General features: G+C 51.5%; 17 protein-coding genes. 14 read left to right on the top strand and 3 right to left on the bottom strand.

The window, feature by feature from the left end; genetic code table 11:
• Positions 1–13 precede the first annotated feature (13 nt).
• On the top strand, positions 14–1,426 hold the full coding sequence (locus tag EO763_RS00160; RefSeq protein ID WP_161527723.1) for a glycoside hydrolase family 1 protein: 1,413 nt from the start codon (positions 14–16) through the stop codon (positions 1,424–1,426).
• Positions 1,427–1,631: 205 nt separating this feature from the next.
• Here EO763_RS00160 and bhsA read toward each other — a convergent pair whose 3' ends face one another.
• Complete coding sequence (bhsA, locus tag EO763_RS00165) at positions 1,632–1,889, bottom strand: multiple stress resistance protein BhsA (protein WP_161527724.1); 258 nt, start codon at positions 1,887–1,889, stop codon at positions 1,632–1,634.
• Between the two features lie 235 nt (positions 1,890–2,124).
• On the opposite strand from bhsA, the gene EO763_RS00170 reads away from it, so the two are divergent.
• Positions 2,125–3,405, top strand: coding sequence for a YidR family protein (locus EO763_RS00170; protein WP_208851973.1), 1,281 nt, complete (start codon positions 2,125–2,127; stop codon positions 3,403–3,405).
• A 35-nt stretch (positions 3,406–3,440) separates the two neighbouring features.
• On the opposite strand, the gene EO763_RS00175 is transcribed toward EO763_RS00170, so the two are convergent.
• Positions 3,441–3,827, bottom strand: a complete 387-nt coding sequence (locus EO763_RS00175; RefSeq protein ID WP_161527725.1) for a YceK/YidQ family lipoprotein — start codon at positions 3,825–3,827, stop codon at positions 3,441–3,443.
• A 266-nt stretch (positions 3,828–4,093) separates the two neighbouring features.
• On the opposite strand from EO763_RS00175, the gene ibpA reads away from it, so the two are divergent.
• The 7 genes from ibpA to EO763_RS00215 all read left to right on the top strand — a co-directional run bounded on the left by ibpA (position 4,094) and on the right by EO763_RS00215 (position 12,660).
• Entirely contained in the window at positions 4,094–4,507 is a 414-nt protein-coding gene (gene ibpA, locus EO763_RS00180) for a small heat shock chaperone IbpA (protein ID WP_005976748.1), read from the top strand.
• Positions 4,508–4,673: 166 nt separating this feature from the next.
• Positions 4,674–5,126, top strand: coding sequence for a small heat shock chaperone IbpB (ibpB, locus tag EO763_RS00185; RefSeq protein WP_039533543.1), 453 nt, complete (start codon positions 4,674–4,676; stop codon positions 5,124–5,126).
• 353 nt (positions 5,127–5,479) lie between these two features.
• Positions 5,480–7,138 (top strand): putative transporter, encoded by a 1,659-nt coding sequence (locus EO763_RS00190; RefSeq protein ID WP_161527726.1) that lies wholly within the window; start codon positions 5,480–5,482, stop codon positions 7,136–7,138.
• A gap of 572 nt (positions 7,139–7,710) precedes the next feature.
• Complete coding sequence (locus EO763_RS00200; RefSeq protein WP_039533541.1) at positions 7,711–9,123, top strand: anion permease; 1,413 nt, start codon at positions 7,711–7,713, stop codon at positions 9,121–9,123.
• A gap of 189 nt (positions 9,124–9,312) precedes the next feature.
• Entirely contained in the window at positions 9,313–10,941 is a 1,629-nt protein-coding gene (locus EO763_RS00205; RefSeq protein ID WP_039493788.1) for a sensor histidine kinase, read from the top strand.
• Positions 10,934–11,656, top strand: a complete 723-nt coding sequence (gene dcuR, locus EO763_RS00210) for a two-component system response regulator DcuR (RefSeq protein WP_010281107.1) — start codon at positions 10,934–10,936, stop codon at positions 11,654–11,656. The genes EO763_RS00205 and dcuR overlap by 8 nt, the downstream gene beginning before the upstream one ends.
• A 110-nt stretch (positions 11,657–11,766) precedes the next feature.
• Positions 11,767–12,660, top strand: a complete 894-nt coding sequence (locus EO763_RS00215; protein WP_103157867.1) for a hypothetical protein — start codon at positions 11,767–11,769, stop codon at positions 12,658–12,660.
• A gap of 858 nt (positions 12,661–13,518) precedes the next feature.
• Here EO763_RS00215 and EO763_RS00220 read toward each other — a convergent pair.
• Positions 13,519–14,862 carry a 2-hydroxycarboxylate transporter family protein gene (locus tag EO763_RS00220; protein ID WP_044204080.1) on the bottom strand — a complete coding sequence of 448 codons (1,344 nt, stop codon included), beginning with the start codon at positions 14,860–14,862 and terminating at the stop codon, positions 13,519–13,521.
• Positions 14,863–16,327: 1,465 nt separating this feature from the next.
• Here EO763_RS00220 and dppA point away from each other — a divergent pair.
• The 5 genes from dppA (at position 16,328) to dppF (ending at position 22,082) form a co-directional block, all read left to right on the top strand.
• Entirely contained in the window at positions 16,328–17,935 is a 1,608-nt protein-coding gene (gene dppA, locus EO763_RS00225; protein WP_161527728.1) for a dipeptide ABC transporter periplasmic-binding protein DppA, read from the top strand.
• Between the two features lie 210 nt (positions 17,936–18,145).
• Positions 18,146–19,165: a dipeptide ABC transporter permease DppB gene (dppB, locus tag EO763_RS00230; protein ID WP_161527729.1), complete on the top strand. Its 1,020-nt coding sequence runs from the start codon at positions 18,146–18,148 to the stop codon at positions 19,163–19,165.
• 13 nt (positions 19,166–19,178) lie between these two features.
• Positions 19,179–20,081: a dipeptide ABC transporter permease DppC gene (dppC, locus tag EO763_RS00235; RefSeq protein WP_039363567.1), complete on the top strand. Its 903-nt coding sequence runs from the start codon at positions 19,179–19,181 to the stop codon at positions 20,079–20,081.
• A gap of 13 nt (positions 20,082–20,094) precedes the next feature.
• Positions 20,095–21,075, top strand: a complete 981-nt coding sequence (gene dppD, locus EO763_RS00240) for a dipeptide ABC transporter ATP-binding protein (protein WP_010281083.1) — start codon at positions 20,095–20,097, stop codon at positions 21,073–21,075.
• Positions 21,072–22,082 (top strand): dipeptide ABC transporter ATP-binding subunit DppF, encoded by a 1,011-nt coding sequence (gene dppF / locus EO763_RS00245; protein WP_116186836.1) that lies wholly within the window; start codon positions 21,072–21,074, stop codon positions 22,080–22,082. Before dppD ends, dppF begins: the two co-directional genes overlap by 4 nt.
• Positions 22,083–22,186: the final 104 nt, after the last annotated feature.

The following is a 22,186-nucleotide window of genomic DNA, read 5'->3' on the forward strand; positions in this document are numbered from 1 at the left end:
CAGAGAGGAACGTATGCACGATCATCTTCAGAACGATTTTCGCTTTCCCGCGAATTTTTGGTGGGGTAGCGCCAGTTCGGCACCGCAAACGGAAGGCGAAAGCCTCAACGATGGTAAAAGCGCCACCGTGTGGGACGAGTGGTTTGCCACGCAGCCCGGCCGTTTTCACCAGCAGGTAGGGCCGGCGGATACTTCCACGTTTTATCAGCACTGGCGTGAAGATATCGCGCTGCTGAAGACGCTGAATCACAACACGTTCCGAACGTCGATCTCCTGGGCGCGGCTGATTCCTGATGGCGTCGGTGAACCGAATCCGCAGGCGGTGGCGTTTTATAATCAGATCATTGATGAAATGCTGGCGCAGGGCATCACGCCGTTTATCAATCTGTTCCATTTTGATATGCCGATGGTGATGCAGCGGCTGGGTGGCTGGGAAAATCGGGCGGTGGTCGTGGCCTATGCGGGCTATGCGGCGACCTGCTTCCGCCTGTTTGGCGACAGGGTAAAACACTGGTTTACGTTCAATGAGCCGGTGGTGCCGGTGGAAGGCGGGTATCTGTATGATTTCCACTACCCGAATGTGGTGGACTTCAAGCGTGCTGCAACGGTGGCGTACCACACGATGCTGGCGCATGCGCTGGCGGTGAGGGCGTATCGCGAGCAGTCTCAGGGTGGGGAAATCGGCATTATCCTCAACCTGACGCCTTCCTACCCGCGTTCCCAACATCCGGCTGATGTGAAAGCCGCCAACATCGCCGATCTGATGTTTAACCGCAGCTTCCTCGATCCCGCGCTGAGGGGCCAATACCCGCAGGAACTGGTCGATCTATTGCATCGATACGGCCAACTGCCGAGCTGCCAACCTGACGATCGCGCGCTGCTGGCCGATGGGATTGTCGATCTGCTGGGGATTAACTACTACCAGCCGCGCCGAATCCAATGCCGCGACAGTCTGGTCAATCCCGATAGTCCGTTTATGCCCGAGTGGTTCTTTTCCAGCTATGACATGCCGGGACGAAAAATGAATCCCTATCGCGGTTGGGAAATTTACGAACCGGGTATCTATGACATTCTGACCAACCTGCGGGTGAATTACGGCAATCCACGCTGCTTTATTTCGGAAAACGGCATGGGCGTCGAGAACGAACAGCGTTTCGACGCCAACGGTCAGATTCAGGATGATTACCGCATCGATTTTGTCCGCGAACACCTGAAGTATGTACACAAAGGGATCGCGGAAGGCAGCAACTGTCTCGGCTACCATATGTGGACGTTTATCGATAACTGGTCGTGGTCGAATGCTTACAAGAATCGCTATGGTTTTGTGCAGCTGGATTTGGCAACGCAAAAGCGCACGGTGAAGAAAAGTGGAAAATGGTTCGCGGCGACAGCGGCCGAGAATGGCTTTCAAGGTTCAACGTCGTAAGGCTTTATCCACGTCGGTGTGGCACTCTGCCACACCGTATTAATCGTCCTTCCAGCTTCCCCACAGTCTCCCTTCCACATAAAAATCACACATAAAAAAACGGCTTGCCCTGATGAGGAGGCAAGCCGGAAAGAGGGTAATACGCGATGTTTTTCAGGTGTTTCTATAATGGCATAGCGGGATAAACATTCAGGGTAAACAACGATTAGTTGTAGATTACCGCAGAGCCACGCAGCTGATCGTTACCGGTTGCAGACGTGATGGTATAAGCTTTAGCGCCCGCTTTTTCTGCTTTCGCTGCGAGCTGAGCTTGCAGTGAGCTCAGGTCCTGAGCCGTCGCGGTAACGACGCCCACTTTTTCCAGGTTCTGAGCCTGAGAAGCAGATACGTATTCAGCAGCAGAAGCACCGAAAGTCATGGTAGCGAGAACAACAGCAGCGGCGATGGTTTTTACGTTTTTCATGGTGTCTTATCCTTTTCTGTTTGATAGGTGAAAGGGGGCTGCCCTTTCGATAGGAAGAATGTTACGCCGATGCTAATGAATTAAAAAACGGATGTTATTGAGAGAGTCTTTCTATTTTTTTGAATGAAAACATCGCTTATTGTTTGTTTTTTTTAAATAAAAAACAATGAGTTATACATAAAATTGAAATTGATTTACAAACTATTGACTGATATTGAATAGGTGGGGTGATGTCTTGTCTATTGATGTTCAACTAACGTTTAATGCTGCTGGTCATCAACTTACCAACATTAATTGCTGGTCATGTGATGGAGAGTGGCTGGTTTATGACGTTCGGCCTTATGGATCTTCATTCACAGGGCTGACCATTGAGCGAGTACACCTGAAAAGCCGCAAAACCGAGGTAGTTTATCGGGCAACGGCGGGGGCGCATGTGGGCGTGGTGACCTGTAGCCCGCGGGAACCGCTGCGCTATGTTTTTATCCACGGGCCGGAAAATCCGGATAGCGAGTGGCAGTATGATTTTCACCATCGCCGTGGAACGATAGTGGCGGATCGTCAGCATGATGAAGCCGTCACGCTTGATGCCTTCTCCATTACGCCGCCTTATCAGGCTGGTGCGCTGCGCGGTGGCACGCATGTCCACGTCTTCAGCCCGGATGCCAGCCGCCTGAGTTTTACCTATAACGACCATGTACTGCATGAGCATGATCCTGCCTTGAACTTGCGTAACGTGGGCGTAGCCGTGCCGTTACAGGGTGTTATGGTTGAGAAAAGCCATCCGCGAGAATATGACGGCAGCCACTATTGTGTGCTGGTCAGTAGAACGACGCCGCAACCGCAGCCCGACAGCGATGAGATCAATCGCGCCTATGAAGAAGGCTGGGTAGGAACGGCGGGCTATATCCGACAGGATGGCTCGCGGCAGCGCTGGGCGCTGGCGTTTATTGGCGATACGCAGGCGGCGGACGGGACAACGGTGCCTGAGATTTTTATCGTCGACTTGCCGGAGGCGCTGGAAGAGTACGCCAAAACGGGTGATGCGCCACTGGCTGGCACGGCAACGTCAATGCCTGCGCCGCCAGCAGGCGTGCAGCAACGGCGTTTAACGTTTACACATCAGCGCCGTTATCCTGGTCTGGTGAATCAGCCGCGCCATTGGCTGCGAGCCTCGCCCGACGGCAGTGAGATTGCTTTCCTGATGCGGGATGAGGCTGGCGTGGTGCAGCTGTGGATGATTTCTCCGAACGGCGGTGAACCGAGACAGGTAACGCGCACGGAACACGGTGTACAGTCTGCCTTTAACTGGCACCCGAACGGGCGTTCTCTGGCGTTTGTGTGTGACAACAGCATCATGCTGTGTGATGCGAAAAGCGGGGAGCTTGCTCGACTGACGGCGCGGACGGACAGCGCACCGAGTGCGGATGCTGTGGTCTTTTCCCCTGATGGGAAACAGATTGCGTATATGCGGGAGATTGACGGTTTTAATCAGCTTTTCGTCGTGGCAACGGCGTAACCGGTACGCGCGAGTTCATGGCGAGTGCGGTGCTATCAAAGCTGATTATGAGGCATGGTGTTATGAGGCATAGTGCTATGCGGCATAGTGGCGAGTTGTGAACTGGCGGTCTGGTTTTGCTCTTCACTGTGCGAAATGCGCTCGCGCGTCGACAGTTTGTTCTTATCGCTGCCTGTGCGGTAGTAATCGTAGGGCAGCAGCAGCGTGTCAGCCACCGCCGAGAACGGCAGGTCGATAGCGACCAGCGGCATCATGGCCCAACTGGTATCGTCGTCACGCAACATATCCACACTGGCGCGCGTGCCGGAATAATATCCCTGATCGCTTCCGGTATGCGTCATCACGCTGGAGCAACCGCTGGTTGCCACCGCACCGCTACCGGTAATGATGAAAGAGAACAACGCACTTTTCAGTAAGGTCATATTCCTGTCCATTAAGAACCGCTGCCAGAGCGGGTTCCAGAGCCTGCCTATCTTGAGTGTATGTGATAACGCCCGCAGTGTGAGTGAATATTGCATGAAACCCAGCGATTTTTCCTTTTTGCCTCTTGAAAGTCTGAGGGGGGTCACCATATTGATAATAAGCCGGAAAAAAACGATACGCCGTCAGGGTATCTGTCTCGGCTGTGAACCTGTCCTTATAAGGAAGGTAAAAATAAATCCTCGCTGCATGTTTAGGAGGCTGTTTTATGCGTAACCCCGATTTTTCCCCACTGTACCGTTCTGCTATTGGTTTCGATCGCCTGTTCAATCTATTAGAAACCGGCCAGACCCAGAGTAACGGCGGCTATCCTCCCTACAACGTCGAACTGGTTGACGAGAACCAATACCGCATTGCGATTGCTGTCGCTGGCTTCGCCGAGCAGGAACTGGACATCACCGCGCACGACAATTTATTGATTGTAAAAGGTGCCCACGCCGGTGAGCAGGTTGCCCGCAACTACCTGTATCAGGGGATTGCTGAGCGCAACTTCGAGCGTAAATTCCAACTGGCCGAACATATTCAGGTAAAAGGCGCCAATCTGGAAAACGGGCTGCTGTATATCGATCTCGAACGTATCGTGCCGGAAGCGATGAAGCCGCGTCGGATTGAAATCAAGTAAACCAACATCACGTTATTTGCACGAATCGCGCATTGCCTGAAACGGCAGCGCTATGAATGAATGCTTCGTCTGCCGAATGGGGACGACGCCAGCTATGGCATCGTGGCTGGCATAAGGTACGCCCACAAGGGCATCACTTATCTCGCTTCTTAGAAGGAGTCATATTATGCGTAACTACGACTTATCACCTTTACTGCGTCAGTGGATCGGTTTTGACAAATTAGCCAGCTCAATGCAGGGCAGCCAGGAACCGATTGATTTTCCTCCGTATAATATCGAGAAGAAAGACGACAACCACTACCGCATCACGCTCGCACTGGCGGGGTTCCGGCAAGCCGATCTGGATATTGAAGTGGAAGGCCCGCGCCTGACGGTGAAAGGCAGCCCGGCACCGTCCGAAAAAGCCGTGGAATATCTGCATCAGGGGCTGGTGTTTAAACCTTTCACGCTGAGCTTTACGTTGGCCGAACACCTGCATGTGTCCGATGCACATTTTGAAAATGGCCTACTGCATATCGATCTGGTGCGTGACGTGCCGGAAGCCTTGCAGCCTCAGCGTATCGCCATCGGCGGTGGTCGTCCGGCCTTGAACCAGCAACCTGCTGACGATGCGTCATAACGCGATATCCATGTCATTCGTTTGATGATTTCCCGCGCTCGTATCATTACGGGCGCGCTTTTGTGTTGCCCGCCACGTTTCCCTCTCCGGCATTCTGCCAGAATCAAAATATACTCGTCATACTTCAAGTTGCATGTGCGTTGGCGGCGTTTACTCACCCGAATCACTTACTTGAGTAAGCTCATCGTGATGAAATGAGAGACGTCCTGTCTCTCACCGAAGGCCAGCCGTGGGCTGGTCAAATTCGTTCCCGACGAATTTGTCCTTCTCTTGCCGCCAGCCTGAAACTCGAATTATTTAGAGTGTAGCGGTAGTGGCATTTCCCAATAAAAACGTCCGCAAAGGATATGGGCATGAGTGATATCGCACTTACTGTGAGTATGCTGGCGCTGGTGGCGGTTCTGGGGTTATGGATCGGCAACTGGCGGATTTACGGCGTCGGTTTAGGGATTGGCGGGGTCCTGTTCGGTGGGATCATCGTCGGGCATGTTGCCCATCAGTACCAGATTCAACTGAATGATGACATGTTGCACGTCATCCAGGAGTTCGGGCTGATCCTGTTTGTCTATACCATTGGCATTCAGGTCGGGCCGGGTTTCTTTTCCTCTCTACGGGTATCTGGCCTGCGCCTCAATGCGTTTGCTCTGCTGACGGTGTTCCTCGGCTGCGTGGTGACCGTGCTGCTGCACAAGCTGCTTAATATTCCTTTGCCCATTATCCTCGGTATTTTCTCCGGTGCGGTGACCAACACGCCTTCGCTCGGCGCGGGTCAACAGATTCTGACCGATCTTGGGTCGAGTTCGGCATTGGTTAACCAGATGGGAACAGGCTACGCAATGGCGTACCCGCTGGGGATCTGCGGCATTCTATTGGTGATGTGGCTGATGCGCGTCCTGTTTCGCGTGGCGGTGGAGAACGAGGCAAAGCAGTTTGAAGTCAGCAATGGTCTGAATCATGAGCAACTGCACACGATGAATGTGTCGGTGACGAATACCAATCTGCAAGGGCTGGCGATTCAGGATGTGCCGATTCTGAACCGCGACACCATCGTCTGCTCCCGCCTGAAACGCGGCGATGAACTGATGGTGCCGTCGCCGCAGACGCTGATCCAACTGGGCGATTACCTGCATCTGGTTGGTGCGAAAAACGATCTGGAACAAGCGCGTCTGGTCATTGGTAATGAAGTTGAGACGTCGCTCTCGACGCGCGGCACGGATCTTCACGTTGAACGCGTGGTGGTGACGAATGAGAAGGTGCTGGGACGCAAGATTCGCGAGCTGAATCTGAAGCAAAACTATGATGTGGTGATCTCGCGCCTGAATCGTGCGGGCGTCGAGCTGGTCGCCAGCAATCAGGCCAGCCTGCAATTTGGCGATATTCTGAATCTGGTCGGACGAAAAGCGGCGATTGATGCCGTCGCGGATATCGTGGGAAACGCGCAGCAAAAACTCCAGCAGGTACAGATGCTGCCCGTCTTTATCGGCATTGGGTTAGGTGTCCTGCTGGGGTCAGTACCGCTGATGATTCCCGGCTTTCCCGTCGCGCTGCGGCTTGGGCTGGCGGGGGGGCCGCTGGTGGTCGCGCTGGTGCTGGGGCGCATTGGCGGGATTGGTAAACTTCACTGGTTTATGCCGCCCAGCGCGAACCTGGCACTGCGTGAACTCGGCATTGTGCTGTTCTTATCGGTGGTGGGGCTGAAATCCGGCGGCGACTTCGTCGAGACGTTATTGGACGGCGACGGGGTGTGGTGGATTGGCTATGGTGCGCTGATTACCATTGTGCCGCTACTGCTTGTGGGCATACTGGCGCGAACGCTGGGTAAGATGAACTACCTGACGCTGTGCGGCATGCTGGCGGGCTCCATGACCGATCCGCCTGCGCTGGCGTTTGCCAATGGGCTACACCCGACCAGCGGTGCGGCGGCATTGTCTTATGCGACGGTTTATCCGTTGGCGATGTTTCTGCGAATTATGTCGCCGCAGTTACTAGCCGTACTGTTCCTGACCCTCTAAATGTTATCAGCTGGATAAAAACTACTATTTTCTCGCCGAATAATGGCGATTTATTTCTTTATTTTTGAATAGTGGAATACCTGAGTGAAAAAATAAGGAATGGATAACTGACTGTCTGGAAAAGAATTATATTTCCACTATTATATATAAGGTTTTTTTATCATTTATTTGTCGTTAATTTCGTTAATTTTATGTTCTTTAAATGTCAATTATTATTGAATTTTAAGGGTTTTTTATCGGGGAATTAAAACCGTGATGGTTTCTTAAATAAATTAATGAACCCCTTTAGTAACTAAAGTTACGCTATTTTGTAGGCGCATTATAATACTATCTCTTCATTAATCACTTGATTTGATAAGACGAGAAAAGCACCCTGAACCCTTGTTTTCTCGTCTTTTTTTTCCGCAGATGATTCCTGTTGCGTTGTTTTCAGCAGGGTGACGAAGGAAGAATAACGAAATACCCACTCCTCCGCACGGGACATCCGTCGTGAATATCTCCTGAATAATTTGAGTGTGACTCGAAGTATGACGGGGAATACAGAATCCGTTTTAATGAAGAGTGGTGTTCTTATGTCTGCGAATAACAGCAGGTTGATAAAGCTTCTAGTTATCCTTTGTATTGCCGGTGGCTTATGGTTATTGCCGGTTCCTGATGGGGTTAAACCCGATGCCTGGCATCTGATGGCGATTTTCATTGCCACGGTTGTCGGTCTGATTCTCTCTCCTTACCCGCTTGGCGCGATGGCGATGTTCAGCCTGACCTCGGTCGCCATATTAGGGTTATTACCCATTAAAGATGTGCTGGCGGGCTTTAGCGATCCCACCATTTGGATGATCGCCTGCGCCTTCTTTATCTCTCGCGGCTTTATCAAAACCGGCTTTGGCCGACGCATTGGTCTGCTGTTCATCAGCAAGCTGGGGAATAGCTCTCTCGGTCTGGCGTATGGTCTGGTGTTTACCGACCTGATGTTCGCTCCGGCGATGCCTTCTACGTCTGCACGCTGCGGCGGGATCATCACCCCGCTGTTCCGGTCCATTGCCGAAGCCTATGACTCCACGCCGGAAAAAGGCACGCAGCGTCGTATTGGTGCGTTTCTGGTGCAGTCCATTTTCCAGTGTAACGCCGTGACTTCCGCGATGTTCATGACCTCCATGGCGGGTAACCCGATGGTGGCGAAGCTGGCTTCTCAGTTTGGTATTCACATCAGTTGGACGGACTGGGCGTTGGCGACATTGCTGCCGGGCTTCCTGTCTTTGGCGCTGATTCCTTACCTGATCTACCGTTTCTATCCGCCTGAACTGAAGAAAACCTCAGAAATGCGTGCGATCGCCGTCGAAAGACTGCGTGAAATGGGCAAAATGACCCGCGACGAGTGGGTGGTACTGGGCGTGTTCCTGGGTCTGGTGACGTTCTGGGTGCTGGGTTCCACGCTGAATATCGATGCAACCCTGACCGCGCTGGCGGGCCTGAGCGTGCTGTTGCTCAGCCGTGCGCTGACCTGGGACGATGTGGTCAGTGAGAAAGAAGCCTGGCACACCGTGGTGTGGTTTGCCGTACTGATGACGCTGGCTGGCCAGCTCAACAAGATGGGCCTGATTGCCTGGCTGGGCGGATTGGCCGGTAATGCGGTCAGCGGGATGCACTGGCTGCCAATGCTGGGTCTGCTGCTGTTGGTTTACTACTACAGCCACTACCTGATGGCGAGTGCGATTGCCCACATCAGTGCCATGTATGCGATTTTCGTCTCTATCGCGCTGGCCGCTGGTGCGCCGCCGATGCTGACCGTACTGGTATTCGGTATCTTCAGTAACCTGTTTATGTCCACGACCCACTACTCCAGTGGTCCGGCACCGATTTTGTTCGGCACCGGTTACGTGCCGCTGGGAACCTGGTGGAAGATCGGTTTCCTGGTCAGTCTGGTCATCATCCCTATCTGGCTGGGTGTTGGCGGAATGTGGTGGAAACTGCTCGGTTTCTGGTAAACGCAGTACTGCTGGCTTTCCTGATGCGAAACATTCCTGACACAAAAAATGTACCGCAACATTAAGCCCGATTTCCTTTCTTCAAGCCTACGCCCTGTCCTTGTGACGGGGCGTATGCACTCACGGCACGCGAAACGCGACGAAACAGTATAAGATAACGGTGTGATGATGGTGGTTTCGGAGAGTGACATGGGCAAGAAAAAGGCACCGCTAAAGCTGGGAACATCGGTGTTTCTGATGGTGTCGGTTGTGCTTGGCGCGGTGTTGCTGGTGGTCTATTCCTTGCTGTTTTTTCGCATTAATCAGCTTTCAGAAGATCATCTGCGAGAAAAAGCCTTTGCCATTGCGCGCACATTTGCGTCCTCTCCTGTGGTTATTGATGAACTGAAAGGAATTGGCCGACCGGAGGAAGTGCAGATTGCTGCGGAGGCGATCCGCCAGCGTAATCAACTGCTCTTCGTCACCGTCACGGACATGGATACAGTGCGCCATAGCCACCCAGAACCGGAAAGAATAGGCGAGCATTTTGCCGGTCGGGATATCTATCCGGCGCTGTTGGGCATGGAAAATACCTCCATCAACCGAGGTACGCTCGATCCCGCGCTACGGGTCTTTACGCCGGTTTTCGACAGCAACCATAAGCAGGTTGGCGTCGTCGCGCTTGGTATTGCCTTAACCAGCGTGCAGAAGGTGATCAGCGATAACCGCTGGATGATTCCCTGGACGCTATTGGCAGGAGCGCTGGTCGGCTGGCTGGGCACGTTGATTCTGGTGAAGGTGCTTAAGCGCATTATGCTGGGATTCGAGCCGTTTGAGATCTCGAACCTGTTTGAACAGCGTAACGCGATGCTCAAACACATCAAAGAAGGCGTTATCGCGGTCGATCAGCATGGCCGGATTACGGTCATCAATGATGAGGCGCGACGGCTTTTCCGGCAGAATAAGCCGCAGGGCAGTGAAACGCCGGCTCCGAAGCCAGCCGAACGCGTTAGCGAACAATGGCTTGAACATCTGCACCTGAAACAGGTACTGGAGAGCGGTACACCACGACGCGATGAAGAGATTAACTTTAACGGTCACCTGCTGCTGACCAACACCGTTCCGGTTTTTGTGAAGGGCGACATTATCGGCGCGATTGCGACATTCCGTGATAAAACGGAGATCAGCCAGCTGCTGCAACGGTTGAGCGGGATGTCCTACTATGCGGATGCGCTGCGGGCGCAGTCGCACGAGTTTATGAACAAGCTGCACGTTATCCTGGGGATGCTGCACTTAAAATATTACTCGCAACTGGAAGAGTATATCCTGAAGACCGCCAATAATTATCAGGCGGAAATTGGTTCGATTATTCGTAAAGTGAAATCGCCAGTGATTGCCGGCTTCCTGTTGGGTAAAATCAACCGCGCACGCGATCTCGGCATCACGCTCTCCATCAGCGAGGAGAGTCTGCTGCCGGATACCGATGATGTCGATGCCACGAATGAATTGATTACCGTATTGGGTAACCTGATTGAGAATGCGATGGACGCGATTGATCGGCAGGAAAACTGCGAAATCAGCGTGAGCTTCCATCATCAGAATGGCCGCCTTCACTGTACCGTGGGGGATGACGGCCCCGGCATTTCACCGGAGAGTCAGGCGCGCATTTATGAACAGGGATTCTCTACCAAAGGCAGCGGGCGCGGTATCGGCCTGTACCTGACCAAGCAGAGTCTGGAGAAGATTGGCGGCACTATCGAGTTTGAATCAGAACCTGAGGTGTACACCCAGTTTTTCGTTACTATTCCTTATCAAGCAAGGCTGTTTGACCATGATTAATGTACTGATTGTTGATGACGATGCCATGGTTGCAGAGCTTAACAAATCTTATCTGAACCAGGTTTCTGGATTTAGCTGCTATGCGACCGTCCCCACGTTGCAGCAGGCGCGAAACCTGCTGATGCAACCTGACTCGGAAATCGATTTGGTACTGCTGGATATTTATATGCAGCAGGATAATGGACTGGACCTGCTGCCGACTATCCGTGAATTTAGTGAGAAAACGGACGTCATCATCATCTCTTCTGCCAGCGATGTGTATACCATCAAAAAAGCGCTGCACTACGGCGTGGTGGATTATCTGATTAAGCCTTTCCAGTTCTCGCGTTTCGAACAGGCGCTGACCGCTTATCGCGAAGAGGCGAATTTGTTCAAACACCGCGATTTTGTTGGGCAGTCGGATATTGATAACCTGATTCGCCGTACCAGCAGCAGCACGGTTAGCGAACGTAAGAAATTGCCGAAAGGGCTGACCAGCCTGACGTTGCGTACCGTTTGTGAGTGGATTGAAGGCAATCAGGGCATTGAGTTCTCTACCGAAATGCTGGCGAATGCGATTGGTATTTCTCGCGTCTCCTGCCGTAAATACCTGATCTATCTGTCCGATACCGGCATCCTGACCACCAATATCCTGTACGGCTCTACCGGTCGCCCGGTTTATCTGTATCGTCTGCTGCCAGAAAAGCAGGACTCGCTGCGCCAATACTGTGAATAAAGAGCGGTGAGTAATTAGCAGTAAATAAGGTAAACAGAAACGAGGCGGGAGCGATCCCGCCTTGTGCTATACACCATTCAGTGACGATGAAACCAAATGGAGTTGGTTGAGTGGAACACGATAAATTTATGCAGTACGGCCGCGGGTTAGGGCTGTGGCGTAACCCACGGGAAAATATTAAGCCCGAACCAACAAATTACTTCAGAGATGACCCGATTTACCTCACGCCTTCAAAAGGGGAATGGGTTAATCAAATTCAAGAGTGCAAAAAAGAAAATAACCCGTTAGAGAACGGTGTATTTATCTGGACAGAAATTAAGGGTACAGGTCACGCCTTTGTCTCTGTGCATGAGGGTAATAATGCTTCTGTTTTCACTTATGGTCGATTCGGTAGACGGTCTGGTGTTGCAGGGGCTGTCGGTGATGGCATCTTAAATTTTTTGCAGTTTGAAGATGCGCGAACATATTACCGAGAAGAGCTGTACCAAACAGAAGCTAAGGTTTTTCTTATTACAGATGCGGATCCTACGATTGCTCGATTGTACTTTGAAAAGCTATGGCGCTCAGGGGGCAAAGTGAAAGAAACAATCAAGATGGGAGAAAGCACTAAAAGAAATGGCCGTACAGTCGATCAATATGATGTGACAGGGGTTAACTGTACAACGCATACAAAAAAGGGCGTGAAGGTCGCGGGATCACAAGTATTTGAGGGAGGATATACCACTCACACTCAGATACGGATTAATTACGAAGAAGATTTTGCCGTGCCGGTATCGCTACAGCGGTATTTAGAACGAAAAAGCGGTGAGTCATCCATGCTTGTTGTTGATATGACCAATGAGTTTAGAAAGCAGTACCCGAATACCGATAACTACACACCGATAAGCGAAGATACCGCGTTAAGGGTCGTCTCCGAGGTTGTTTCTGGTATAGGTAAAATATCACCTTATTCTGGTGGTACTGTTGGTGGGTTATTAGAAGGGATGCATGATGTTAACAAGTAAATGCAAGACGTTTATTCGATGGTTCAGTATCTTCCTTGTCTCTTTTTTTTATTTGATAAGTATTGCTCTTTTTTCTTTTGGACATGTTCAAGATAAGGAAAGAATGGTTTTTTTATCTGATAAAACAGTGCCAGTTGAATACCATTTTGCGATATTAGCTGATATGCGAGAGTCTATGGATTCCATGTATTCAGCTGTATTAATTGGTTTCCCCATCTGTATGAGCCTGATTTTGATCATTTTCAAAAAGGTTAGGTAGTTGCGGTAAGCCAAGCCGTTACCAATGGCGGCTGGCAGTGGCGTTTTTGTGGGTTGGATTCAAGTCGGCAGTGATCGGAATAGGTGCAGAGGTCGGACCGAACAGGGTCGTGCATGCAATAAGGTTTCACCTTATTCTGGTGGTACTATCGGTGGGTTATTAGAAGGGATGCATGATGTTAACAAGTAAGTGCAAGTCATTTATTCGATGGGTCAGTATTGCCCTTGTCTCTCTATTTTATTATCTACTGGTAGGGGGGGGGGTGCGATTTCCTTTGATAAGGATATTATGTATTTTTCAGAAAAAACTATATCTGTTGAATATCACAGAGCTAGCCTAGAAATTATGCAGGAACATACTAATTCGGTGTATTTAGCTGCGTTCATAGCTTTTCCCATCTGCGTGGCTCTGATTCTGATCATTTTCAAAAAGGTTAGGTAGTTGCGGTAAGCCAAACCGTTACCAATGGCTGCTGCCGGAAAAGCAGGACTCGCTGCGCCAGTACTGTGAATAAAGAGTGGCAAATAAATAGCGCTGAATAAATAAAAACGCCACGGCAATCACCGTGGCGTTTTCGTTAGTGGGGAACCGTGGTTGGGTTAGACAACCCAGCCCAGCAGCAGCGTTGCGGCGATGACGGTAGAGGCACCGCCGATACGGGTAGCGATCTGTGCGAACGGCATCAGAGACATACGGTTAGAAGCGGACAGAATAGCCACATCACCCGTACCGCCCAGCCCGCTGTGGCACGTGGTCACGATGGACGCTTCAATTGGGTACATGTTCAGGTAAGGCGCAATCAGGAAGCTCACCAGCGCCATAGACAGCACCACAGAACCACAGACGATGACATAACCCACAGAGAATACCGCGACGACGCTCTCCAGTGGGATATACAGCATGCCCAGCCCGATCATCAGCGGCCATACCAGAGAGCTTGATACGAATTTGTAAACGCTGTGCGCGCCAGTTTCCATAATTGCAGGAATCACGCGTCCGTATTTGCAGAAGACGGCGATCAGAATCATCAGAACTGGGCCTGGGATGTGTACCAGTTTCTCAAACAGGCCACCGACGATGAAGAAGGCGCAAATCATCAACAGCCCGCCGCCCATTAGGTGAAAATCGACCGGTTTTGGCGCGTCGTTGACGGCAAACATTGCATTGTCTTCATCGCTGCGAACCAGACGGCCTTCGCCGTTCAGATCCTTGCGGCGCATACCCAGACGGGACAGCACGCCGGCACACAGAATCGCGAAGATGTTACCGACGACGGCTGCGGGCGCTAGCTGAGCGACATACACATCTGGGCTTTGTCCCAGAATCGCAGAATAGGCTAAGGATAACGGCAGGATGCCTTCACCAATACCGCCGCCGATGATCGGCACGATAATGAAGAAGAAGGTGTGGTAGAAACTGTAGCCGCACAGTTTACCGACCAGTAAACCGGTTGCCAGTGCGGTTGCGGTGCCGATAACCAGCGGGACGAACATGCGCACCATCCCCTGAATCAGGATTTTGCGGTTCATACCCAGAATACTGCCGACCACCAGACAGGCGATGACGAAATACAGGAAATTCGCCTCTTTCATCAGCAGGTGGACGGTTTTCATGGTGTTGTCGTTGAACAGCTCAAAATACACCATAACGGAAGGCACCATCAGGCACAGAATGGCCGGGCCGCCGATATCTTTGAACACGGGAATGTTGCTGCCAATGTGTGCCAGCAAAAAACCCATCGTCATGATGACGGCGAAACCGCCAATCATATTTTTAGGCAAATATCCTTCGTAGGCCGCGATAGCGACAATGGCGGCAATCGCCATAAAAAGCGCAACGGGAACGGAGCCGATTTTCTTTTTAAAAAAGCCCCCGATAAACGATTCTTGTGTTTCCAGAGCGAGATCGTTCTCACATAAAATATCAGTTTCAATTTTTTTCATTATATTCACCCTGCTAGGACAGTTGGTACAGAAAGAAATTACATACCTGCCGTTTTATATCGTTGTGATATTGGTAGTGCATCGTTATCGACACATTTTATTGGCTTTTTTCTCGCCGATATCTGTGTGACTATCGAGCGTCGCTAATGCCAATGACGGCGGGATGTTTATTATCAGAAAGCAGAAAGATTCGTTTTTTTGTTTTTTTATCAGTTAGTAACAAAAAGATAAGGAATGGTTGATGTTATTTAACAATGAATCATGTTGGAGAGTAATCTAGCATGAGGGAATGTTAAAAATAATACGTTAATTACGTATTTGTGAACTTATCAGCAACTCTATTTTAAATAACTTATATTGTTTTTTTGTAATTAAAATAATTTATTGAGGGAGTGTGGGGGATTAAAGCAGAAGGAGAGGCAACGCACTGAGTGAAAAATACCACTTTATGAGAATAAGTAAATAGCGTGTTTTCATTTTAGTGAAAATATTTATTTAACTAAAGTAGCCGGGTAATTATTGAGCAATATCATTGTTTCGCTGGCCGTCGCCCTGACGACGCTGCCGCAGGACAAAATGCGTTCTCGACCCTATGTCAGTCGCCTTTTTATCTATGCTTTATCTAACGGGTGTATCCAGCAACGGATCTCTGGTAACGGCTATCCCACAGATAAAAAACGATGTAGAGCGCGCTTGCTGCCCGTTAAAGGAGGGGGAAACCACGTTTTTTATGTCGCATAGAGTTTTTTTATGTAGCGTAGATAGTCATTTGTCTACTTATGGTGCCGTGGTAAATATCAGAATTTCTTATTATCCTTCAGGATTTTCACCTGTTGTTAACGTTTTTAACAAAAAATAGTGCTCAAATCTTGGACATGTAAGACCAGATGACTATAGTTTTTTTAATGGTGATAATTTCTTTATGTCCGCAATGTATCAGTTTCTATCGCTGTTTTTTCATCAAAAGACAGAGAATATGCCTTTCTTGAGGTGGTGAGCTTGTATTTTCTCTTTTAAGAAAATGTAAGGAAATTTTGTAAATCCTTACAGCTTATATTGACGTCACCGCTATCTGTTGAGAAATTGAGGGCGTCATAGGGATATAAGGAGGAAAGCAGCGGCTTGTCTGAATGATTCTACGTCTTCATCCAGCATCCGTGAGCGGGTTGTGGCGTTTCGAGGTATACGTTGTAGTTATTATGACTGTATCCAACAGCGTGACGGCCATCGGTTTTGGTAACCATCATTCCTCTCCCCACTATTTTGATTTTGCCTTCGGGCGACAGGGTACAGACCACAGTTCGTAAAAATACAGGTCTGGCCAACCATACCCAATTGATTTCGAGATGCAGGACGGAATATCAGCGCTGTTAACCACTGCGTTTTTAACGACAGTATTAACGCGTATGCAGCTTGGAGTATGGCGGGTATAGCACACAACATCATCTACAATGGAGCACAAGTAATGGAAAAATCCCTCGTTAGATCAAGGGTATTGAAGTTCGGCCTTGGCTTACTCGCCATGTCCGTCGCGGTAGGTGTTCAGGCAAAAACGCTGGTTTACTGCTCAGAAGGCTCCCCAGAAGGTTTTAACCCGCAGCTGTTCACCTCTGGTACGACGTTTGATGCCAGCTCTATTCCTATTTATAACCGTCTTGTGGAATTTAAGGACGGCACCACGGACACCGGTCCGGGTTTGGCTGAAAAATGGGATATTAGCGAAGACGGCAAAACCTACACTTTCCATTTGCGCAAAGGCGTGAAATGGCAAGATAGCAAGGATTTCAAACCTTCCCGTGAATTCAATGCCGATGACGTGATTTTCTCCTTCATGCGTCAGCAGGATGCTAACCATCCGTACCATAAAGTATCTGGCGGCAGCTATGAATACTATCAAGGTATGGGCATGCCAGAGCTGGTCAGCAAAATCGAAAAAGTCGACGACTACACCGTCCGCTTTGTGCTGAACCGCCCTGAAGCGCCGTTCCTGGCAAACCTGGCGATGGACTTCGCTTCCATCCTGTCGGGGGAATATGCGGATCAGATGTTGAAAGCGGGTACGCCAGAGAAAGTTGACCTGAACCCAATTGGTACAGGCCCGTTCCAGCTGCAACAGTACCAGAAAGATTCTCGTATTCTGTACAAAGCCTTTGAAGGCTTCTGGGGCACCAAGCCGGGTATTGACCGTCTGGTCTTCTCTATCACGCCAGATGCGTCTGTACGTTACGCCAAGCTGCAAAAAGACGAATGCCAGATCATGCCGTATCCAAACCCGGCCGATCTTGCCCGCATGAAAGAAGACAAAAACATCACGTTGCTGGAAAAGCCGGGCTTGAACGTTGGTTATTTGGCCTACAACGTTGAGAAAAAACCGCTGGATAACGTCAAGATTCGCCAAGCGCTGAACTATGCAGTGAACAAGTCTGCCATCATTGAGGCGGTCTATCAGGGTGCTGGTCAGGCCGCGACTAACCTGATCCCGCCGACTATGTGGGGCTACAACAACGACGTTAAAGACTACAGCTACGATCCTGAAAAAGCGAAAGCACTGCTGAAAGAAGCAGGTATGGCTGACGGTTTCTCTATCGACCTGTGGGCAATGCCAGTACAGCGTCCGTACAACCCGAATGCTCGTCGTATGGCGGAAATGATTCAGTCCGACTGGGCGAAAGTGGGCGTGAAAGCCAAGATCGTCACCTACGAGTGGGGCGAGTATCTGAAGCGCGCGAAAGACGGCGAGCACCAGACCGTGCTGATGGGCTGGACTGGCGACAATGGGGATCCAGATAACTTCTTCGCGACCCTGTTCAGCTGCGACGCGGCCAAAAATGGCTCCAACTACTCCAAGTGGTGCTACAAGCCGTTTGAAGATTTGATCCAACCGGCGCGCGCTGTTTCCGATCACGAAAAACGTGTTGAGCTGTACAAGCAGGCGCAGGTTGTGATGCACGATCAGGCTCCGGCACTGATTGTTGCGCACTCCACCGTGTACGAGCCAGTGCGTAAAAACGTGAAAGGTTATGTGATTCAGTCGCGTGGCGTGCATAGCTTCAACAACGTGACGTTGGATTAAGTCAGCCACTCGTTTTTCACGGACATTAAAAACCCCGACCTTGCGGTTTCTCGTTAGAGGAGCCGTGGAGGCGGGGTTTCTTGCCCGTTAAATTTTATGGTGGGCCGTCGTACACGACGTTTAAAATCGTTCCTGACGATTTTTTATGCTGTGAGCAATGATAAGCCTGATGGCCAATGAGCCAACGGGCATGAATAGAGAGTTCGGGATATGTTGCAGTTCATACTCCGGCGTTTGGGGCTCGTTATCCCAACGTTTATTGGTATCACCCTATTGACCTTCGCATTCGTGCACATGATTCCGGGCGACCCGGTCATGATCATGGCAGGGGAACGAGGTATCTCCGCCGAGCGCCATGCGCAATTGCTGGCTGAAATGGGGCTGGACAAGCCGCTTTGGCAGCAATACCTCCACTATATTGGCGGTGTGATGCAGGGCGATCTGGGGATCTCCCTCAAAAGCCGTATCCCCGTGTGGGAAGAATTTGTGCCTCGCTTCAAAGCGACGCTGGAACTGGGTATCTGCGCGATGCTGTTTGCTATCGCAGTGGGGATTCCGGTTGGTGTGTTGGCTGCGGTCAAACGTGGTTCCATTTTCGATCATACCTCTGTTGGCCTGGCGCTGACGGGCTACTCCATGCCTATCTTCTGGTGGGGCATGATGCTGATTATGCTGGTCTCCGTTCAGCTCAACCTGACGCCCGTTTCGGGGCGTATCAGCGACACGATTTTCCTCGATGACAGCATGCCGCTGACCGGCTTTATGCTGATCGATACCCTGTTCTGGGGCGAGGAAGGCGATTTTATCGACGCGGTTGAACACATGATCCTGCCTGCCATCGTGCTGGGCACCATTCCTCTGGCGGTGATTGTGCGTATGACGCGTTCCGCGATGCTGGAAGTGTTGGGAGAGGATTACATTCGTACCGCCCGTGCTAAAGGCCTGAGCCGCCTGCGTGTGATTGTCGTGCACGCGTTGCGTAATGCGATGCTGCCAGTGGTGACGGTCATAGGTTTGCAGGTTGGCACCATGCTGGCCGGGGCAATTCTGACGGAAACCATTTTCTCCTGGCCGGGGCTGGGACGGTGGTTGATCGATGCATTACAGCGTCGTGACTATCCGGTGGTTCAGGGGGGCGTACTGCTGGTGGCAACCATGATCATTCTGGTTAACCTGCTGGTTGATGTGCTCTACGGCGTGGTTAACCCACGCATCCGTCACAAGAAATAAGGGGAAGGCTAAGATGACACACGTCACTGAACCTGTTGTAAATAGCGCACCGAAGCCGATGACCCCGCTACAGGAATTCTGGCACTATTTTAAACGTAACAAAGGGGCGGTCGTTGGCATGGTGTATGTCGTGCTGATGCTGATTATCGCCATTGGCGCCAACGTACTGGCACCGCATGCGCCCGCCGAGCAGTTCCGCGATGCGCTGCTTCGTCCACCAGTCTGGCAAGAAGGTGGAAGCTGGCAGTTTATTCTGGGGACGGATGACGTCGGACGTGATGTCCTGTCCCGTCTGATGTACGGCGCACGCCTGTCGCTGCTGGTCGGCTGTCTGGTCGTCGCGCTGTCGCTGGTGCTGGGGGTGATCTTCGGTCTGCTGGCCGGGTATTTCGGCGGTGTGGTCGATGCGCTCATCATGCGTATCGTCGATATCATGCTGGCACTGCCAAGCCTGCTGCTGGCGCTGGTGCTGGTGGCCGTCTTCGGACCTTCGATTGTGAATGCCTCGCTGGCGCTGACCTTTGTGGCGTTGCCGCACTATGTCCGTTTGACCCGTGCGGCGGTGCTGGTGGAAGTCAATCGCGATTACGTCACGGCTTCACGCGTGGCGGGAGCGAGTTCGGCACGCCAGATGTTCGTCAACATTCTGCCTAACTGTCTGGCACCGCTGATTGTGCAGGCTTCTCTCGGTTTTTCTAACGCCATTCTTGATATGGCTGCTTTGGGTTTCCTCGGTATGGGCGCACAGCCGCCAACGCCAGAGTGGGGCACCATGCTGTCGGACGTTTTGCAGTTTGCGCAAAGCGCCTGGTGGGTGGTGACGTTCCCCGGTCTGGCAATCTTACTGACGGTATTGGCGTTTAACCTGATGGGGGACGGCTTGCGTGACGCTCTCGACCCCAAACTCAAGCAGTAGTAGAGGTAGAGAGATGGCGTTGCTCAATGTAGATAAACTGTCGGTTCACTTTGGTGATGAGGATCTGCCGTTTCGTGCGGTCGATCGTATCAGCTACCAGGTTGAACAAGGTCAGGTCGTCGGTATCGTCGGGGAATCCGGCTCCGGTAAATCCGTCAGTTCGCTGGCGATTATGGGGCTGATTGATTACCCAGGCAAAGTGATGGCCGACAAGCTGGAATTTAACCAGCGCGATTTAACAAAAATTTCTGAGAAAGAACGGCGTAATCTGGTGGGTTCTGAAGTCGCGATGATTTTTCAGGATCCGATGACCAGCCTGAACCCGTGTTACACCGTGGGCTACCAGATCATGGAAGCCATCAAGGTGCATCAGGGCGGTAACCGCAAAACCCGTCGTCAGCGTGCGATTGACCTGCTGACGCTGGTTGGGATTCCCGATCCGGGTTCGCGTCTTGATGTGTATCCGCACCAGCTTTCCGGCGGGATGAGCCAGCGCGTGATGATCGCGATGGCGATTGCCTGCCGGCCGAAGCTGCTGATTGCCGATGAGCCAACGACGGCGCTCGACGTGACCATTCAGGCGCAGATCATCGAACTGCTGCTCGAATTGCAACAGCGCGAAAACATGGCACTGATCCTGATTACGCACGATTTGGCGCTGGTGGCCGAAGCGGCACACCACATCATCGTGATGTATGCCGGGCAGGTGGTGGAATCAGGCAAAGCGGCGGATATTTTCAGTGCGCCGCGTCATCCGTATACCCAGGCGTTGCTGCGTGCGCTGCCGGAGTTTGCGGCAGATAAATCCCGACTGGCATCGCTGCCGGGTGTGGTACCGGGTAAATATGACCGCCCGAACGGCTGTCTGTTAAACCCGCGCTGCCCCTATGCGCAGGACCGCTGCCGTCAGGAAGAACCTGCACTGCGCGATATTCCTGGTCGTCAGGTGAAATGTCATACACCGCTCGATGATGCGGGGAGGCCAACCCTATGAGTGAACTGAACGCACCATCGCAGCCGTATTTGCTGCATGCGATTGATTTGAAGAAACACTATCCAGTGAAAAAGGGCTTTTTCGCGCCAGAGCGGATGGTGAAAGCGCTGGACGGCGTATCCTTTACGCTGGAACGCGGTAAAACGCTGGCGGTGGTCGGAGAGTCCGGCTGTGGAAAATCCACGCTAGGCCGTCTGCTGACGATGATTGAAACCCCATCGGATGGCGAGCTGTACTATCAGGGGCAGGATCTGCTGAAGCACGATCCTGAGGCGCAGAAACTGCGTCGGCAGAAGATCCAGATCGTTTTCCAGAATCCTTATGGATCGCTCAATCCACGTAAGAAAGTCGGTCAGATCCTGGAAGAACCGCTCCAGATCAACACGGAACTGTCAAAAGCTGAGCGTCGTGAAAAAGCGTTGGCGATGATGGCGAAAGTGGGGCTGAAAACGGAGCATTACGATCGCTACCCGCATATGTTCTCCGGCGGCCAGCGTCAGCGTATCGCTATCGCCCGTGGGTTGATGCTGGATCCGGACGTGGTGATTGCAGATGAACCTGTTTCGGCGCTGGACGTGTCGGTTCGTGCACAGGTGCTGAACCTGATGATGGACTTGCAGCAGGATCTGGGGCTGTCTTACGTCTTCATCTCGCACGATCTGTCCGTTGTCGAACATATCGCTGATGAAGTGATGGTGATGTATCTGGGTCGCTGTGTTGAGAAGGGCAGTAAAGATGCCATTTTCAACAACCCGCGCCACCCGTATACGCAGGCGTTACTTTCCGCGACGCCGCGCCTGAACCCAGATTTACGCCGCGAGCGTATCAAGCTGACGGGTGAGCTGCCTAGTCCACTGAATCCACCACCGGGCTGCGCGTTCAATGCCCGCTGTCAGCGCAGCTTCAGCACCTGCACCCAGTTCCAGCCGCAGCTTAAAACCTACGGTGAACAGCAGGTCGCCTGCTTCGCTGTCGATCAGGACGAACAGGGTACCGCTGTCGCCTAGTTTGCCTTCAACTCACCTACGCTGTTAAGGCGTAGGTGAGTGGGAAGTGGATTTTACCTGACTGCTGCTGTGTATGTATTCCGCTAAATTTAACCTGACTTCAG

The organism is Pectobacterium odoriferum, assembly GCF_009931295.1.
Lineage (GTDB): Bacteria > Pseudomonadota > Gammaproteobacteria > Enterobacterales > Enterobacteriaceae > Pectobacterium > Pectobacterium odoriferum.

What these genes read in the sequence shown, in the direction of transcription:
- dcuR (WP_010281107.1), top strand. Translation starts at nt 10,934, where the DNA reads ATGATTAATGTACTGATTGTTGATGACGATGCCATGGTTGCAGAGCTT.
- EO763_RS00200 (WP_039533541.1), top strand. Translation starts at nt 7,711, where the DNA reads ATGTCTGCGAATAACAGCAGGTTGATAAAGCTTCTAGTTATCCTTTGT.
- EO763_RS00190 (WP_161527726.1), top strand. Translation starts at nt 5,480, where the DNA reads ATGAGTGATATCGCACTTACTGTGAGTATGCTGGCGCTGGTGGCGGTT.
- EO763_RS00160 (WP_161527723.1), top strand. Translation starts at nt 14, where the DNA reads ATGCACGATCATCTTCAGAACGATTTTCGCTTTCCCGCGAATTTTTGG.
- ibpA (WP_005976748.1), top strand. Translation starts at nt 4,094, where the DNA reads ATGCGTAACCCCGATTTTTCCCCACTGTACCGTTCTGCTATTGGTTTC.
- dppA (WP_161527728.1), top strand. Translation starts at nt 16,328, where the DNA reads ATGGAAAAATCCCTCGTTAGATCAAGGGTATTGAAGTTCGGCCTTGGC.
- dppC (WP_039363567.1), top strand. Translation starts at nt 19,179, where the DNA reads ATGACACACGTCACTGAACCTGTTGTAAATAGCGCACCGAAGCCGATG.
- ibpB (WP_039533543.1), top strand. Translation starts at nt 4,674, where the DNA reads ATGCGTAACTACGACTTATCACCTTTACTGCGTCAGTGGATCGGTTTT.
- bhsA (WP_161527724.1), bottom strand. Translation starts at nt 1,889, where the DNA reads ATGAAAAACGTAAAAACCATCGCCGCTGCTGTTGTTCTCGCTACCATG.
- dppD (WP_010281083.1), top strand. Translation starts at nt 20,095, where the DNA reads ATGGCGTTGCTCAATGTAGATAAACTGTCGGTTCACTTTGGTGATGAG.
- EO763_RS00220 (WP_044204080.1), bottom strand. Translation starts at nt 14,862, where the DNA reads ATGAAAAAAATTGAAACTGATATTTTATGTGAGAACGATCTCGCTCTG.
- dppF (WP_116186836.1), top strand. Translation starts at nt 21,072, where the DNA reads ATGAGTGAACTGAACGCACCATCGCAGCCGTATTTGCTGCATGCGATT.
- dppB (WP_161527729.1), top strand. Translation starts at nt 18,146, where the DNA reads ATGTTGCAGTTCATACTCCGGCGTTTGGGGCTCGTTATCCCAACGTTT.
- EO763_RS00175 (WP_161527725.1), bottom strand. Translation starts at nt 3,827, where the DNA reads ATGACCTTACTGAAAAGTGCGTTGTTCTCTTTCATCATTACCGGTAGC.
- EO763_RS00205 (WP_039493788.1), top strand. Translation starts at nt 9,313, where the DNA reads ATGGGCAAGAAAAAGGCACCGCTAAAGCTGGGAACATCGGTGTTTCTG.